The sequence below is a fragment of the Pseudomonas sp. IT-P74 genome, from assembly GCF_949768175.1.
GTDB lineage: Bacteria > Pseudomonadota > Gammaproteobacteria > Pseudomonadales > Pseudomonadaceae > Aquipseudomonas.
In genome coordinates this window covers 294,542-310,943 of record NZ_CATKQD010000093.1, presented here as the reverse complement: position 1 = coordinate 310,943, position 16,402 = coordinate 294,542, and the positions used below count along the sequence as shown (strand labels likewise).

Genomic DNA, 16,402 nt, shown 5'->3' with positions numbered 1-16,402 from the left:
TGAATTGGGCCGGCAGGGATTTTTCCTCCGGGATCGCTGCCGGATACTCCTTGCATCACTTATCCACGCAGGGAGTTTCTCCATGAATGTATTCGTTACCGGCGCCGCCGGATTTATCGGCGGTTCCATCGCCACGGGCCTGGTCCAGGCCGGTCACAACGTCACCGGTCTGGTGCGCAGCGCCGAACAAGCCGATGAACTGCGCGCACTGGGCATCACCCCGGTGATCGGCACCCTCGACGACTGCGCCCTGCTGGCCGATCAGGCGCTTGCCGCGGACGCTGTGATCAACGCCGCCAGCAGCGATCATCGTGGAGCGGTGCAAGCCTTGCTCGATGCCTTGCGCGGTTCCGGCAAAGTGTTCCTGCACACCAGCGGTTCGAGCATTGTCGGCGATGCCTCGGGCGGTAAATCCAGTGATGTCATCTACGTCGAAGACAACCTGCCGGAGCCGACGGTCGACAAGGCTGCACGCGTGGCCATCGATAATCTGGTCCTGGCGGCGGCCATGGACGGGGTGAACTCGGCAGTGATTTGTAACACCCTGATCTACGGCCACAGCCTGGGCGTCCATCGCGACAGCGTGCAACTGCCGCGCCTGCTCAAACAGGCACGCAAAAGCGGTGTGGTGCGTCATGTCGGCCCCGGCCAGAACATCTGGTCCAATGTGCACATCGAGGACGTGGTGGCGCTGTACCTGCTGGCGTTGACTGAAAACGTGCCTGGCACCTTCTACTTCGTCGAAAGCGGTGAAGCGTCGTTCATCGACATGACCACCGCCATGGCCCAGGCGCTGAACCTGGGCGAGCCGCAGGACTGGGCGCTCAAGGATGCCGAAGCCGAGTGGGGCTATGAAATGGCCAACTATGGTTTGGGCTCCAACAGTCGGGTGCGTGGCAAGCATGCTCGGGAGTTGTTGGGCTGGGTGCCGAAGCGCACGTCGGTAGTGGAGTGGATTCGCGACGAGATGGTGTGAGTTCGCTTTAGACCGCGTCATCGTTCATCGCGAGCAGGCTCACTCCTACATTTGATTGCATTCCTTCTGATGGAACGCGGTTAAATGTAGGAGTGAGCCTGCTCGCGATTGCGTTTCCATTGGCCCATCTGCTGGCCGGGCTGCCTCTGATTCCGTAACATCCGCACACTCTTTTCCTGCTTCCCCTGCATGCGGTCCTCCATGAAACCAAAACGTCTACGCGCCGATGTCCTGGCCGGACTTACCACTTCCTTCGCCCTGCTGCCCGAGTGCATCGCCTTCGCGCTGGTGGCTCATCTCAATCCGCTGATGGGGCTTTACGGCGCGTTCATCATCTGCACCCTGACCGCGCTGTTCGGTGGGCGACCGGGCATGGTGTCCGGCGCGGCCGGGTCGATGGCCGTGGTGATCGTCGCGCTGGTGGTGCAGCACGGCGTGCAGTATCTGCTGGCCACGGTGTTGCTGGGCGGGCTGATCATGATGGCGTTCGGGTTGCTCAAGCTCGGCAAGCTGGTGCGCATGGTGCCGTATCCGGTGATGCTCGGCTTCGTCAACGGCCTGGCGATCGTCATTGCCCTGGCACAACTGGAGCACTTCAAGAGCGGGGAGGCCTGGTTGAGCGGTACGCCGCTGTACATGATGATCGGGCTGGTCGCGGTGACCATGACGGTTGTCTATGTGATGCCGCGCCTGACCCGTACGGTGCCGCCGGCGCTGGTGGCGATTCTCGGCGTGGGCGTGGCGGTGTATCTGCTGGGCCTGCCGACCCGCACTCTGGGCGACATGGCGCACATTGCCGGTGGCTTGCCGACGCTGGCGCTGCCGGACATTGCGTGGAACCTGGACACCCTGGGCATCATCGCGCCCTACGCGATCCTGATGGCGCTGGTCGGGTTGCTGGAAACCCTGTTGACCCTCAACCTCACCGACGAAATCACCGAGAGCCGTGGCTACCCGGATCGCGAGTGCGTAGCGCTGGGGGCGGCGAATGTGGTGTCCGGTGTGTTCGGCGGCATGGGCGGTTGCGCCATGATCGGTCAGACCGTGATCAATCTCAGTTCCGGCGGGCGCGGGCGCTTGTCCGGGGTGGTGGCCGGGGTGATGATCCTGTTGTTCATCCTGTTTCTGTCGCCACTGATCGAGCGCATTCCGCTGGCCGCGCTGGTGGGGGTGATGTTCGTGGTGTCGCAACAGACCTTCGCCTGGGCCTCGTTGCGGGTGCTGAACAAGGTGCCGCTCAACGACGTGCTGGTGATCATCGCGGTGACCGTGATTACCGTTTTCACCGACCTGGCCATGGCGGTGCTTTGCGGGATCATCATCGCGGCGCTGAACTTTGCCTGGCAACAGGCCCGACAGTTGTATGCCGACAGCCACCTGGAGAACGACGGCAGCAAGCTGTACCGGGTGCATGGCACGCTGTTTTTTGCCTCGACCACACCCTTCCTCAATCAGTTCGATCCGGCCAATGACCCGGCGCAAGTGACACTTGATTGCCAGCACCTGAGTTTTGTCGACTACTCGGCCATCGCCGCGCTGGGCACCCTGCGCGAGCGCTACACCAGGGCCGGCAAGCACCTGCGGGTGCTGCATTTGTCTGAGCGTTGCAAGAAATTGCTCAAGCGCGCCCGGATGCAGCACGACTGAAATCAAACAGGCAGGTGCGATGAAAATCCGCCTGCCTGATTTTCATTATTTGCGACAACTCATACCTCTGCGCGACACGCCTTACCTCTGCACGAAAATGACTTTCACCTCGTTTGAAAATCACCTTCCGAAATGTTTTAAGAGTTTCACAAATATTTCGACGTGACCCTCTCGAGGAGTACCGCATGACCCTGTCCTTCGGTTATTGGCTGCTGGTGTATGCTGCCATCGCCATCATTGCACTGATCGTTCTGATCGCCCGTTACCGGCTCAACCCGTTCATTGTCATCACCCTGATTTCCATCGGCCTGGCGCTGGTGGCTGGCATGCCGCCATCGGGTGTGGTGGGGGCGTACGAGGCGGGTGTCGGCAAGACCCTGGGGCACATCGCACTGGTGGTGGCGCTGGGCACCATGCTCGGCAAGATGATGGCCGAGTCCGGGGGCGCCGAGCAGGTGGCGCGGACCTTGGTCGACCGTTTCGGCGAGAAGAACGCGCACTGGGCGATGGTTTGCATCGCGTTTCTGGTGGGGCTGCCGCTGTTCTTCGAGGTCGGTTTCGTCTTGCTGGTGCCGATTGCCTTTACCGTGGCGCGGCGCGTGGGCGTGTCGATCCTGATGGTCGGCTTGCCGATGGTCGCCGGGCTTTCGGTGGTGCATGCGCTGGTACCGCCGCACCCGGCGGCGATGCTGGCGGTGCAGGTGTATCAGGCGTCGGTGGGGCAGACCTTGATGTACGCGATCCTGATCGGCATTCCGACCGCGATCATTGCCGGTCCTCTGTACGCCAAATTCATTGTGCCGCGCATTCAGTTGCCGGCGGAAAACCCGCTGGAACGCCAGTTCCTTGAGCGTGAACCGCGCGACAGTCTGCCGGGTTTCGGCATCACCATGGCAACCATCCTGTTGCCGGTGGTGCTAATGCTGATCGGCGGCTGGGCCAACCTGATTTCCACACCGGGCACAGGTTTCAACCAGTTCTTGCTGTTCATCGGCAACTCGGTGATCGCGCTGTTGCTGGCGACATTGCTGAGCTTCTGGACCCTCGGCCTGGCCCAGGGCTTCAACCGCGAATCGATCCTCAAATTCACCAACGAATGCCTGGCGCCGACCGCGAGCATCACGCTGCTGGTGGGCGCCGGCGGTGGCCTGAACCGGATTCTGGTGGATGCCGGCGTCACCGACCAGATCGTCGGCCTGGCCCACGAATTTCATTTGTCGCCGCTGTTGATGGGCTGGCTGTTCGCCGCGCTGATGCGCATCGCCACCGGTTCTGCCACTGTGGCCATGACCACCGCTTCAGGCGTGGTCGCACCCGTAGCCATTGGTCTGGGTTATCCCCATCCCGAGTTGCTGGTGCTGGCGACTGGCGCCGGGTCGGTTATCTTTTCCCACGTTAACGACGGCGGTTTCTGGTTGATCAAGGAATACTTCAACATGACCGTTACCCAGACCTTCAAGACCTGGACCGTGCTCGAGACGTTGATCTCGGTCGTTGCTTTCGCGTTGACCGTTGGTCTTTCTTACCTGATTTAGCCGGAGCCACTTGCATGGACATCCTCTACCAGATCCGCGCCCGTCAGGACTCCTTCAGCGCCGGTGAAGGACGCATCGCTCGCCTGATGCTCGACGACGTAGGATTTGCTGCCTCCGCCAGCCTCGAGGAGCTGGCGCTGCGGGCGGAGGTCAGCAGCGCCACACTGTCGCGCTTCGCCCGCACGGTCGGCTGTAAGGACCTGCGTGACTTGCGCTTGCAACTGGCCCAGGCCAGCGGCGTCGGCAGCCGGTTTCTCGATCCGGCGGGCACGCCCGAGCAGTCAGCGTTCTACGGGCAGATCGTGGGCGACATCGAGTCGACCTTGCGCCAGCACCTGGCGGCGTTCGATGAGTCGCGTTTCGCCGATGCGGTGAAACTGCTGGGCAAGGCGCGGATGATTCATGCTTTCGGCATGGGCGGCTGCTCGACCCTGTGCAGCGATGAACTACAAGTGCGCCTGGTACGCCTCGGCTATCCGATTGCGGTGTGCCACGATGCGGTGATGATGCGCGTCACCGCCGCCAGCCTCAGCGCCGAACAGGTGGTGATTGTCTGCTCGCTGACCGGCATCACCCCGGAACTGGTCGAAACAGTGGAACTGGCGCGCAACTACGGCGCACGCATTCTGGCCATCACCCGGGCCGATTCGCCGCTGGCGCAACTGGCCGACGTCGTCCTGCCCCTGCAAAGCGCCGAAACCTCGTTCATCTACAAACCCACGGCAGCGCGCTACGGCATGCTGCTGGCCATCGACGTGCTCGCCACCGAGCTGGCGTTGGCCAATCCTGAAGACAATCAAGAACGTCTGCGGCGGATCAAACTCGCCCTCGACGAATACCGCGGCGGCGACGATCACTTGCCGCTGGGAGACTGACATGCAGTACGACACGCTGATTCGCAACGCCCTGATCATCGACGGCAGCAACCGCCCCGGTTACCCCGCCGACGTGGCCATTCTCAACGGGCGCATCGAGCGTATCGGCGACTTGCGCGATGCCCGCGCCAGCGAAGAAATCGACGCGCAGGGCCATGTGCTGGCGCCGGGTTTCATCGACGTGCACACCCATGACGACACCGTGGTGATTCGTCAGCCACAGATGCTGCCCAAACTCAGCCAGGGCGTGACCACGGTCATCGTCGGCAACTGTGGGATCAGCGCGTCGCCAGTGAGCTTGCGCGGCGATCCACCGGACCCGATGAATCTGCTGGGCACGGCCGCTGCGTTCGTATATCCGACCTTCCGTGACTACCGCGCGGCGGTCGAAGCGGCGAACACCACGCTGAACGTTGCCGCGCTGGTCGGCCATACGGCGTTGCGCAGCAATCATCTGGATGACCTGTTGCGCACCGCCACGGCGGAAGAAATCAGTGCGATGCGCGAGCAACTGCGCGAAAGCCTCGAGGCTGGCGCCTTGGGCCTGTCCACCGGCCTTGCCTATGCCAGCGCCTTCTCGGCATCCACCGATGAAGTGATGCAACTGACCGAAGAATTGACCGCGTTCGGGGCGGTCTACACCACCCATTTACGCAGCGAATTCGAACCGGTGCTGGAGGCCATGGACGAGGCATTCCAGATCGGTCGCCATGCGCAAAGTCCGGTGATCATTTCCCACCTCAAATGCGCCGGTGCTGGCAACTGGGGGCGCAGTCCGCAGCTACTGGCATCCCTCGAAGAGGCGGCGAAAACCCACCCGGTGGGTTGCGATTGTTATCCGTATGCAGCGAGCTCTTCGACTCTGGATTTGAAGCAGGTGACCGATGCCCACCGCATCACCATCACCTGGTCGACCCCGCACCCGGAAATGGGCGGTCGCGACCTGATGGACATCGCCGCCGAATGGAATGTGCCGTTGCTGGAGGCCGCTCGCCAACTGCAACCGGCCGGTGCGGTGTACTACGGAATGGATGAGGCGGATGTCCGCAGAATCCTTGCGCATCCGCTGTCGATGGTCGGCTCCGACGGCTTGCCGGAAGACCCGTTTCCACACCCACGCTTGTGGGGCGCATTCCCCCGGGTGCTCGGACATTTCAGCCGTGACGTAGGACTGTTCCCGCTGCACACCGCCGTACACAAAATGACCGGGCTGTCGGCGGCACGCTTCGGTTTGAAGGGGCGAGGTGAGATCCGCGAAGGCCATTGGGCCGACCTGGTGTTGTTCGATCCGGCGACCATCCGCGATGTCGCCGATTTCAACGATCCGCAGCGGGCGGCGCAAGGCATCGAGGGCGTATGGGTCAACGGTGTGTTGAGTTACCGCGACGGCCAGGCCAACGGGCGCAGGCAAGGGCGGTTCCTGGCCCGGGAAGGGGATTTGCGCACGGGTTTTCAGTGAGTTTCGAGCACTGCGTCATAATGATGGCACTTTGAGGCTGGAGTATGGCATTTCCGCGCCGACTACCCTTGCTGGTCGGTACGTATTTTGTAGGAGCGAGCTTGCTCGCGATGGACAAAAAGGCACCGCGTTTATCCTGTAGAAACGCGTCATCGTTAACGTCCATCGCGAGCAGGCTCGCTCCCACCAGCCTCTGATCTTCAACCTTCGTTCGGCACCCGGTGGGTTTGGCGAAACTCGCCCGGCGGCATCCCGCGCCGGCTTTTGAACGTGCGGTGAAACGAGCGGGGTTCGGTGAAGCCCAGGTACTGGGCGATGTCCTGGATCGGCAGGGTGCTGTTGAGCAGGTAATGCTCGGCCAGTTCCTGGCGCAGGTCATCGAGGATCTGCTGGTACGACGTTCCGGCCAGATGCAGCTGGCGTTGCAGCGTGCGCACGGACACCGCGAGATGCTCGGCCACCTGCTCCTTGCGTGGCAGACCTTCCTTGAGCAACTTTCGCAGGATACTTTTGACCCGCTGCTCCAGCGACGCGTCCTCCAGTGTGGCCATCAATCCCTGGGCATGTTCTTCCAGTGTGCGCAGCAATTGCGCATCGGCCTGGCGCAATGGCAACTGCAAATACGGCAACGGGACAATCAGCGCCGAATAAGGCTGGTCGAACAGCACCGGACAGTCGAAGAACTGCTCGTATTCTGCCAGCGTCGTGTCGGCCGGGCAGGCATGTTCCAGCCAGACGGCGGCCGGCGACATTTGCGTGTCGGCGATCCAGCGCGCGTATTGCAGCCAGGAACCGAGCACGTTTTCCACCAGGTGCCGGCGAATTCGCGGGCGCTGATGGCGGCATGTCCAGATCAGGTGCACCTCGCTGCCTTGCACTTCGGCGCGGCTGACGCCCATGTCTCCCACCAGCTTCTCGAACGGCATGATGCGGCTCATGGCGTCGCCCAGTGTCGCGCAGTTCATGGTGATGTAGCCCAGCACGCTCCAGGAGTTGGGTAACACAAAACGCGCGGCGTTGAGACCGAACAACGCATCGCCCGAGTGTTCGCAGAAATAATCGAGCAGCCGTTCATGGGCTTCACCCGGCAACCGCAGGCTGTTGTCACTCAACTGCTGTGCCTGCAACCCGGCAGCCGCCAACGCCGGCTCGATGGCCATGCCCAGTTGTTCGGCATGTCGCAGGTATTTGAGCAGCGGCGGAACTGAAGTGAAGCCCAGGGATTGCATGACCGTATTCCTTTGATCAAGGCCCGCGTGCGCGGATGAATGCCCTGAAAGGTAATTTGAAACCACGGCTAAAGTAAATGGCTGACGCCTGCGCGACGTTTGACTCAATTGGCTACTCGAACTGGCCCGATGCGACCGTGACACTTTCGGGCGGCTGACTAGTATGGGGGCCTGAAATATCACTGATCAGAACCGCAAAAGGACACAGGCATGCGACGCTGGAACGGCTGGGGAGATGCAACCACGGTGGTCGAACTGCCGGCCCAGGGCGCGGGTTTTCTCGCCCGGCGGGTGGGTGACGGTCGAGCGCTGCCCGACGCGACGCTTGAGACGGCGTTGGCCCGCGTACCCCCATCGCGGTTGCAGCAACACTTCTTGTACAGCGTGGATGCCCATGATCGTTTGCTGCATGCTCGCGGCCAGAGCCTGCCGGACTGGCTGGCGTTGCGTGAGGGCGCGCTGGGAAATTATCCCGACGCCGTGGCCTATCCCGTGAGCGCTGAACAGATTCGCCGGTTACTGCTGCTCGCCCATGAACAGGACCTGTGTCTGATTCCTTATGGAGGGGGCACCTCGGTGGCCGGCCACATCAATCCGCCGGTTTCCGCGCGGCCGGTGGTGACGGTTTCCCTGTCCCGCATGAATCGCCTGCTGGAGCTCGACGAAGAGAGCCTGCTGGCCACCTTCGGCCCCGGTACCAGTGGGCCGCAGGTGGAAAGTCAGTTGCGCGCCCGGGGTTACACTCTGGGGCATTTCCCGCAGTCGTGGGAGCTGTCAACTCTGGGTGGTTGGGTCGCCAGCCGCTCCAGTGGCCAGCAGTCATTGCGCTATGGGCGGATCGAGCAACTGTTCGCCGGCGGGACCCTGGAAACCTTTGCCGGACCTCTGGAAATTCCCTCCTTTCCGGCCTCGGCGGCCGGGCCCGATTTGCGTGAGGTGGTGTTGGGCTGTGAGGGCCGTTTCGGAATCATTTCCGAGGTGAAGGTGCGGGTCAGCGCATTACCTGCCGATGAGCGTTTCTACGGGGTGTTTCTGCCCGATTGGCCCAAGGCGCTGCAAGCCATCCGCCAGTTGGCCCAGGCGCGGGTGCCGCTGTCGATGCTGCGCCTGTCCAACGCGGTGGAAACCGAAACCCAGCTGGCGCTGGCCGGTCACCCGCAGCAGATCGCCTGGCTGGAAAAGTACCTGGCCCTGCGCGGCGCCGGTGCGGGCAAATGCCTGCTGACGTTCGGCGTGACCGGTAACCGTCGGCAAAATGCGCTGTCCCTGCGTCAGGCCCGGCAGCACCTCAAGGCGTTCGGCGGGGTGTTTACCGGCACCTTGCTCGGCAAGAAGTGGGCGCAGAACCGTTTTCGTTTTCCCTACCTGCGCGAGAACCTGTGGAACGCAGGTTACGTGGTCGACACCCTGGAAACGGCCACCGACTGGAGCAACGTCGATAACCTCCTCACGCTGATCGAAAACAGCCTGCGCGACGCCCTGGCTGCCGAAGGCGAGCGGGTGCATGTCTTCACCCACCTTTCCCATGTCTACGGCGAGGGGTCGAGCATCTACACCACCTATGTGTTTCGCCCGGCGGCGGACTACCCCGCCACCCTGGCGCGCTGGCAGGCACTCAAACAGGCGGCCAGCCAGACCATCGTCGACAACCAAGGCACCATCAGCCACCAGCATGGCGTGGGCAAGGATCACGCGCCGTACCTGCGGCGGGAAAAGGGCGCGCTGGCGATGGACACCCTGCAGGCACTGAGTCGGCATTTCGATCCGGCCGGGCGACTGAACCCTGGCACGCTGTTGCAGGAGTGACGGCCATGAGCCTGGACTGGAACGCGGCGTGGCGACAGCGGGTGCTGCCGACGCTGGCGGATGAAACCTGGGATTTGATCGTCATCGGCGGCGGCATCAGCGGCGCCGGCATCCTGCGCGAAGCCGCGCGCCGTGGCTGGCGCTGCCTGCTACTGGAGCAGCGCGATTTCGCCTGGGGTACCTCCAGCCGCTCCTCGAAAATGGTCCATGGCGGCTTGCGCTACATCGCCAAGGGCCAGTGGCGCCTGACCCGCGATTCGGTCCGCGAGCGCCAGCGCCTGCTCGACGAAGCGCCGGGGCTGGTGGAGCCGATGAGTTTCATGATGCCGCATTACCGTGGCGGTTTTCCCGGACCTCGGGTGCTGGGTGGTTTGCTGTCCATCTATGACGCCTTGGCCGGGCGGCGCAGCCATCACTTCCATGACGCGCAACAACTGCGTTATCTGGCGCCCGGGGTGAAGGAAGATGACCTGCTGGGCGGCACCTGTTTTATCGATGCGCTGACCGATGATGCCCGCCTGGTGATGCGCGTATTGGGCGAGGCCCGGGCCGACGGCGCCGTGGTGCTCAACGGCGTGCGCGTGCAGCGATTGCTACGTGAAGAGGGGCGTGTTTGCGGGGTTCAGGTCGAAGACTGCGAGGGCGGCGGATCACTGACATTGCGTTGTGCTGTGCTGGCCGTGGCTACCGGCGCGTGGGCCGAGCGCTTGCGCCTGCCCGAAGCCCCTCGCCAGTTGCGCCCGTTGCGTGGCAGTCATCTGTTGTTGCCGGGTTGGCGTCTGCCAGTGGCGCAAGCCTTCACCTTCCTGCACGAGCGCGACCGTCGACCGGTGTTCGTTTTCCCGTGGGAGGGGGCCACGGTGGTCGGCACCACGGACCTCGATCATCACGGCGATCTGGACCAGAGCGCGAGCATCAGTCCTGAGGAACTCGACTATCTGCTGGCGGCCTGTAGTCAGCAATTCCCCGGCGCTGAAGTGGTCGCTGCCGACGTGCTGTCGACCTGGTCGGGTGTGCGCCCGGTAGTGGGCAGTGCGGCGGGTGAGCATCAAGGCAAACCGTCGAATGAAACCCGCGAGCATGTGCTGTGGCAGGAGCCGGGTTGCGTGACCCTGGCCGGCGGCAAGCTGACCACCTTTCGCCCGCAGGCGATCGAAGTGCTCAAGGCCTGCGCGACCATGCTCGACCGGCCCTTCAATGATGACGCCGCGCCGGTGTTCGCCATCGTGCCGCCGCTGGCTATACCGGGACTCAGCGCCAACCGCTGGCGGCGCCTGGCCGGGCGGCATGGCCGTGACCTGCCGAGGCTGGCGAAGCTGCTCGGCGAACTGGGCCACGACACCGTCGGCGGCACCGACACCTTGTGGGCGGAGCTGGCCGTTGCCTGCGATGCGGAAATGGTCCTGCACCTGGATGACCTGCTGCTGCGCCGAACCCGCCTGGGCCTGTTGCTGCCACGCGGTGGCGAGGATTATTTCGCTGCCATTGGCCAACTCTGCCAACCGCGACTGGGCTGGGACGATGAGCATTGGCAGCAGGAATTACAGCGTTATCAGGCGTTGTGGCAACGCCATCATGGTTTGCCGGATGCCGCGCATTGATGCCCCTTGAAGAGAGCTACATGGATAACCACCCGAACAAGCGTTACCTGTTGGCCATCGACAATGGCACCCAGAGCGTGCGCGCGCTGCTCTTCGACCTGCAGGGCAATCTGCTGGGCAAAGGCAAGGTCGAGTTGCAGGCCTATTACTCGACTCAACCTGGCTGGGCCGAGCAGGACCCGGAATATTACTGGGCAAAACTGGGTGAGGCCTGCCAGCAGTTGTGGCAGCAAACCGGCGTCGATCGTTCACAGATTGCCGGTGTATCCCTGACCACCCAGCGCGGCACAGTGATCAATGTCGATGCCCAGGGCAAGGCGCTGCGCCCGGCGATCCTGTGGCTCGATCAACGCCAGGACGAAGTCAAAGGCGGCATCAAGGGACCCTGGGGCTGGCTGTTCAAACTGGTCGGCGCGCAAGCCACGGTGGACTACTTTCGCGCCCAGGCCGAGGCCAACTGGATCGCCCGCAATCAGCCTGAAGTGTGGGCGGCGACCGACAAGTTTTTGCTGCTTTCGGGGTTTCTCACCCATCGCCTTTGCGGGCGCTTTGTCGATTCGGTGGGCTGTTGCGTCGGTTATCTGCCGTTCGACTTCAAACGCCTGAAATGGGCCGCCCCCACCGACTGGAAATGGCAGGCGCTGGCGGTGCGTCCCGAGCAACTGCCGAGCCTGCACAAACCCGGTGAAACCCTGGGCTACATCAGCGCCGAGGCCAGCTGCCACACCGGGATTCCCGAGGGGCTGCCGCTGATCGCCGCGGGTGCCGACAAGGCCTGCGAAGTCGTGGGTTCTGGCGTCGTTGACGCAGGCACTGTGTGCCTTTCCTACGGCACCACGGCGACGATCACCAGCACCCGGTCGCGCTATCTGGAAATCGTCCCGTTGATTCCGCCTTACCCGTCCGCGGTGCCGGATCAATACAACTGCGAGGTGATGATTTATCGCGGCTACTGGATGGTCAGCTGGTTCAAGAACGAGTTCGGCCTGCGGGAAATGCAGCAGGCCAAAGCCCAGGGCGTAGAGCCCGAACAACTCTTCGATGCGCTGGTCGACGCCGTGCCGCCGGGTTCCATGGGGTTGATGCTGCAACCCTACTGGTCGCCCGGCATCCGCGAGCCGGGTGTGGAAGCCAAGGGCGCGATGATCGGCTTCGGCGACGTGCATACCCGCGCGCACATTTACCGGGCGATCCTCGAAGGCCTGGCGTATGCCTTGCGTCAGGGCATGGAGAAGATCGAGAAGCGCTCGAAGGTCTCCATCACGCGCTTGCGTGTCGCCGGTGGCGGCTCCCAGAGCGATGCCGCGATGCAGCTCACGGCGAACATTTTCGGCCTGCCGGCCGAGCGTCCGCATGTCTACGAAGCGTCCGGCCTGGGCGCGGCCATTTGCTGCGCGGTGGGCCTGGGGCTGCACGCGGATTTCCCCACGGCGATGGCCGCCATGACGCGGGTCGGTGCGGTATTCATGCCGCAACCCGAGGCGCAGCAGATCTATGAGCGACTGTACAAAGAGGTCTACCTGCGCATGTATCGACAGCTCAAGCCGTTGTACCAGAGCATCCGCAAAATCACCGGTTACCCGGCCTGAAGGAACACCGAAGAACCCCTGTAGGAGCGAGCCTGCTCGCGATGGCGGTGTGTCAGTAAAATCAATAGTGACTGACACTCCGCCATCGCGAGCAAGCTCGCTCCTACAATGTTCAGCGGTGTTTTCACGCCACCTCATGTGGCGCTATCGGAGAACTTTTCTGGTGAGATCGGACAGTGTCAGGGGCTGGGTCGGTTGTTAGGCTCAACCCCCACGGCACATCCAATAAGAACCAGGCAATGAAGCTGACATTCCTCCTGTTGCTGCTTTGTGCAACGGCCCCCACAGCCTGGGGCTGGTCGAACCATACGGTGGGCAGCTACTTGGCGTTGCACGATTTGCCGACGTTGCGTGATGCGCCGCAGGTCGAAGCCGAGCCGCTGGAACAGTTTCTTTCCCAGCAATACCAAGCCGTGAGTGCGCTGCTCGATGAGCAGGAACGCTTCGCCCGCGAACACTTCGCCCAATACCCGCCGCGCCCCGACAACCTGCGATTGCCAGCCGTGCCTGGGGACAATCTGCGCCACGACTTCCTCACCGCACTGCGCATCAATCCCGGGATTCATCTGGCGATGGTCATCCAGCCGCTGCCGGGCAAGGATCTGCCCGAGCGTGAGCACCTCAAGGCCGAACAAGTCATGGTGGAGCAGACGCTCTCACCGTGGAACCGCCAGCGCTTCATCGTTGTGGCTGACCACGAACAAGTCGCGCCCCTGGCCGTGTTGGCCAGCGCCGCCGATGAGCCGGATTACGGCCACGACATCAACCTGTTCAGCGACAACCCGGGCGAGGTGGGCGCGTTGTACGGCTTCGGGCCGCAGTCTTTCGGCGACGCGCGGTTTCAGTACAGCTCCCAGGCGCCTTTCCATATGGGCTTCTTCCATGAAAGCCCGGTGGTGTACGCCGCTGCCGGATTTCTGCAGCGCAGCTGGCCGGACTGGCGCGCCTACCAGTACATGGGCTTGGCGCGACTGGCGTTTGCCACTGGCCATCCCTATTGGGGTTATCGATTTCTCGGTTGGGGCCTGCACCACGTTCAGGACCTGACCCAGCCTTATCACGCCAAGCCATTGCCCGGTGTCGACCTCGCCAATCTTCTTCTGTTGGAAGGCAAGGCTCTGGCCGGCTTCGATGCCGACAAGCAGGCGTCCATCGAACGGGTCGCCACCCGGCACATGGAAGTGGAGAAGTATCAGTCGATATGGCTGCGTCGATTACTGCGAGCGGGGCAGCCCCATCCGATGCTCGACGTTTATGCCGACTCTGCCAGAGACACCCATTACCCGCCGTACTCGGTGGACTACTTGCGTGAAGTGGTGAGTGCCGAGTCCGTCGACGAATCCGCGGCGTTTGATGAAGCCATCGGCCAGTGGCTGGACATGGCACCGATCACCAGTGATTTCAGCAACGGTAATCAGCTGCAGCGCGAAGACTTCGACCATCCGGCACTTAACCGGCAGCTGTTCAAACTGCTGGGGCATTTCGGCGCCCACAGCCGGATTTATACCCGCGCGGGATTGGCGCCATAGCCATCGCAGCAACAGTGTCAGAACACAAAAACAATAAAACCAGGGAAAGAGGAAAGGATCATGAGCACTCGATTTCGCCTGTCTGGCGCGGCGCTTCCCGGCGTGGGCCTGGCAGGGCTGCTGCAACTGTGCGCGGTCGACGGCGTGCAGGCCAAGGAGTTCAGCGTGCTGGACAATCAGGTCACCGGTTCATTCGACAGTACCTTGTCTTATGGCCGCTTGTGGCGGGTCCAGGGCCGGGACAAGAACAACGATGACGTCAACACCAACGACGGCAATCGCAACTTCGACACCGGGCTGGTTTCCGAGGTGTACAAGATCACCTCGGAGCTCGAGGCCAACTATCAGAACTACGGGATGTTCATGCGCGGCACCGCGTTCTATGACACCCAACTGATGGACAAGCGCAACGATTACTACCGTAACAACAACCCGTCGCAACCCAGCCAGAGTTTCCCGCAGGACGACCACTTCACCGACCAGACCCGCGATATCGCCGGCAGCCGGGTGGAGATGCTCGACGCCTACCTCTATGGCAACTGGGACGTCGCGCAGATGCCGCTCACGGCACGCATAGGGCGCCAGGTGTTCAACTGGGGCGAGGGGATTTTCTACCGTGGCGGGATCAACACCACCAACCCGGTGGATGCGGCCAAGTACCGTCTGCCCGGGGCCGAAGTCAAGGAAGTGCTGGTACCGGTGGAAGCGCTGAGCTTCAACATCGGCCTGACCGACAGCCTGACCATGGAAAGCTTTTACCAGACGAACTGGAAGGAAACCCGCATCGACCCGGTCGGCACGTTCTACTCGCAGACGGACCTGTTCGCCGACGGCGGCAACACCGCCTACAACAACTTCAGCGGTACCGCCCTGGACACCCCGGTGCCAGGCTTCGGCAACGTGATCGATCTGTACAGCGCGCTGGGCAACAACCCGCTGCTCAGCCAGGCCCTGAGCACCACCGGCCTGTACGCCAACGGGGTCACCCCGGCCTTTGGCAACACCGTCAAAGTGGCCACGGTCGGCAAGGACTTCAACGCGCGCAACGACGGCCAGTTCGGTTTCGCTTTTCGCTACATCGTAGAAGAGCTCAACAGCACCGAGTTCGGGTTGTACATGGTCAACTACCACGCCAAGGAACCAACCATTTCCGCCGATCTGGGCGGGTACCAGGGCATCGACATGAATGCCCTGACCAACTTGTTGGCCGGTGTCGCCGGCAGCCAGGCGGGACAACTGGCCAACGGCCTGGCGACCATGGACGTGCTGGGCAATATCCAGGCGCATCGGCGCTACGCCGAAGACATCCGCATGTACGGCTTCAGTTTCAACACCACCCTGGGCCAGGCGTCGGTGTTCGGTGAAGTGGCCTATCGGCCGAACCTGCCCATCGGGGTCGCCGCCACCAACGACCTGATCGGCGACCTGGCCAACGGCGCCGCCGCAGCGGCAGGCGGCCAGACCATCAACATCGGCGGGCAGCAGGTGACGCTCGACAGCCAGATCAATAACGCCGAACGGGTGGAAGCGTTCAACACATCCCTGGGCACCATTTACAACTTTGGCCCGAGCCTGTCATTCGACTCGATGTTCGGCGTATTCGAGTTGGCGTCCGAGCACCTGCGCGGCAGCAGCCTGCAATACACCGCGTATGACGGCAGTACCCGTTACTACGCTGGCACCGGCAACTTTTCCTATGTGTCCGGCGGCGAACGCAGCGACCAGGTCAACCGCAACTCCTACAGCTACACCGCGATGCTCAACGGCACCTGGAACGACGTGTATGCCGGGGTCAACGTCTCGCCTTATGTCGTCTACAAGGATGACTTCGAGGGCAACAGCTACCAGGCGGGCAACGTCATCGAGGGCCGCAAGGCCTACACCCTGGGGATCAAGGCCAACTACCAGAACAAGCTGGAGGCCGAGCTGCAATACACCGAGTTCTACGGCGGTGGGCAGGACAACGGCCTGCGTGATCGCGACAACGTCGGCTTCAACCTCAAGTATTTCTTGTGAGTTCCAACTCATCCCCCTGTAGGAGCGAGCCTGCTCGCGATGACGGACTTTCAGTCGAAGTTAATGTCGGCTGACACACCGCTATCGTCGGAACGCCGCCCGGAGCAGGCTCGCTCCTACAGGGATCTGCCGTGTTTTGC

General features: G+C 62.5%; 11 protein-coding genes. 10 read left to right on the top strand and 1 reads right to left on the bottom strand.

Annotated elements, in window-relative coordinates:
• Positions 1-82: 82 nt before the first annotated feature.
• The 5 genes from ACM6J5_RS29150 to ACM6J5_RS29130 all read left to right on the top strand — a co-directional run bounded on the left by ACM6J5_RS29150 (position 83) and on the right by ACM6J5_RS29130 (position 6,492).
• The gene (locus tag ACM6J5_RS29150; RefSeq protein ID WP_414929812.1) at positions 83-976 is read left to right on the top strand and encodes an NAD-dependent epimerase/dehydratase family protein; all 894 of its coding nucleotides are present in this window, start codon (positions 83-85) and stop codon (positions 974-976) included.
• A 201-nt stretch (positions 977-1,177) separates the two neighbouring features.
• On the top strand, positions 1,178-2,623 hold the full coding sequence (locus tag ACM6J5_RS29145) for a SulP family inorganic anion transporter (RefSeq protein WP_095942473.1): 1,446 nt from the start codon (positions 1,178-1,180) through the stop codon (positions 2,621-2,623).
• A gap of 185 nt (positions 2,624-2,808) precedes the next feature.
• The gene (locus ACM6J5_RS29140; protein WP_414929811.1) at positions 2,809-4,158 is read left to right on the top strand and encodes a gluconate:H+ symporter; all 1,350 of its coding nucleotides are present in this window, start codon (positions 2,809-2,811) and stop codon (positions 4,156-4,158) included.
• A gap of 14 nt (positions 4,159-4,172) precedes the next feature.
• Positions 4,173-5,033: a MurR/RpiR family transcriptional regulator gene (locus tag ACM6J5_RS29135; RefSeq protein ID WP_414929810.1), complete on the top strand. Its 861-nt coding sequence runs from the start codon at positions 4,173-4,175 to the stop codon at positions 5,031-5,033.
• 1 nt (position 5,034) lies between these two features.
• Complete coding sequence (locus tag ACM6J5_RS29130; protein WP_414929809.1) at positions 5,035-6,492, top strand: N-acyl-D-amino-acid deacylase family protein; 1,458 nt, start codon at positions 5,035-5,037, stop codon at positions 6,490-6,492.
• Positions 6,493-6,692: 200 nt separating this feature from the next.
• Here ACM6J5_RS29130 and ACM6J5_RS29125 read toward each other — a convergent pair whose 3' ends face one another.
• On the bottom strand, positions 6,693-7,721 hold the full coding sequence (locus tag ACM6J5_RS29125) for an AraC family transcriptional regulator (RefSeq protein WP_095942469.1): 1,029 nt from the start codon (positions 7,719-7,721) through the stop codon (positions 6,693-6,695).
• 210 nt (positions 7,722-7,931) lie between these two features.
• Between ACM6J5_RS29125 and ACM6J5_RS29120 the strand changes: the two genes are divergently transcribed.
• From ACM6J5_RS29120 to ACM6J5_RS29100, 5 genes are all read left to right on the top strand, one after another.
• Positions 7,932-9,527 carry an FAD-binding oxidoreductase gene (locus ACM6J5_RS29120; protein ID WP_095942468.1) on the top strand — a complete coding sequence of 532 codons (1,596 nt, stop codon included), beginning with the start codon at positions 7,932-7,934 and terminating at the stop codon, positions 9,525-9,527.
• Between the two features lie 5 nt (positions 9,528-9,532).
• Positions 9,533-11,128, top strand: a complete 1,596-nt coding sequence (locus ACM6J5_RS29115) for a glycerol-3-phosphate dehydrogenase/oxidase (RefSeq protein ID WP_414929808.1) — start codon at positions 9,533-9,535, stop codon at positions 11,126-11,128.
• Between the two features lie 20 nt (positions 11,129-11,148).
• Entirely contained in the window at positions 11,149-12,717 is a 1,569-nt protein-coding gene (locus tag ACM6J5_RS29110) for an FGGY-family carbohydrate kinase (protein WP_414929807.1), read from the top strand.
• A 239-nt stretch (positions 12,718-12,956) separates the two neighbouring features.
• Entirely contained in the window at positions 12,957-14,246 is a 1,290-nt protein-coding gene (locus ACM6J5_RS29105; protein ID WP_414929806.1) for a phospholipase, read from the top strand.
• 60 nt (positions 14,247-14,306) lie between these two features.
• Entirely contained in the window at positions 14,307-16,262 is a 1,956-nt protein-coding gene (locus ACM6J5_RS29100) for a DUF1302 domain-containing protein (protein WP_414929805.1), read from the top strand.
• The last annotated feature ends 140 nt before the right edge of the window (positions 16,263-16,402 follow it).

Bases quoted from the DNA above. Each gene is read 5' to 3' on its own strand.
- ACM6J5_RS29150 (WP_414929812.1), top strand. From the start codon at position 83: ATGAATGTATTCGTTACCGGCGCCGCCGGATTTATCGGCGGTTCCATC.
- ACM6J5_RS29145 (WP_095942473.1), top strand. From the start codon at position 1,178: ATGAAACCAAAACGTCTACGCGCCGATGTCCTGGCCGGACTTACCACT.
- ACM6J5_RS29140 (WP_414929811.1), top strand. From the start codon at position 2,809: ATGACCCTGTCCTTCGGTTATTGGCTGCTGGTGTATGCTGCCATCGCC.
- ACM6J5_RS29135 (WP_414929810.1), top strand. From the start codon at position 4,173: ATGGACATCCTCTACCAGATCCGCGCCCGTCAGGACTCCTTCAGCGCC.
- ACM6J5_RS29130 (WP_414929809.1), top strand. From the start codon at position 5,035: ATGCAGTACGACACGCTGATTCGCAACGCCCTGATCATCGACGGCAGC.
- ACM6J5_RS29125 (WP_095942469.1), bottom strand. From the start codon at position 7,721: ATGCAATCCCTGGGCTTCACTTCAGTTCCGCCGCTGCTCAAATACCTG.
- ACM6J5_RS29120 (WP_095942468.1), top strand. From the start codon at position 7,932: ATGCGACGCTGGAACGGCTGGGGAGATGCAACCACGGTGGTCGAACTG.
- ACM6J5_RS29115 (WP_414929808.1), top strand. From the start codon at position 9,533: ATGAGCCTGGACTGGAACGCGGCGTGGCGACAGCGGGTGCTGCCGACG.
- ACM6J5_RS29110 (WP_414929807.1), top strand. From the start codon at position 11,149: ATGGATAACCACCCGAACAAGCGTTACCTGTTGGCCATCGACAATGGC.
- ACM6J5_RS29105 (WP_414929806.1), top strand. From the start codon at position 12,957: ATGAAGCTGACATTCCTCCTGTTGCTGCTTTGTGCAACGGCCCCCACA.
- ACM6J5_RS29100 (WP_414929805.1), top strand. From the start codon at position 14,307: ATGAGCACTCGATTTCGCCTGTCTGGCGCGGCGCTTCCCGGCGTGGGC.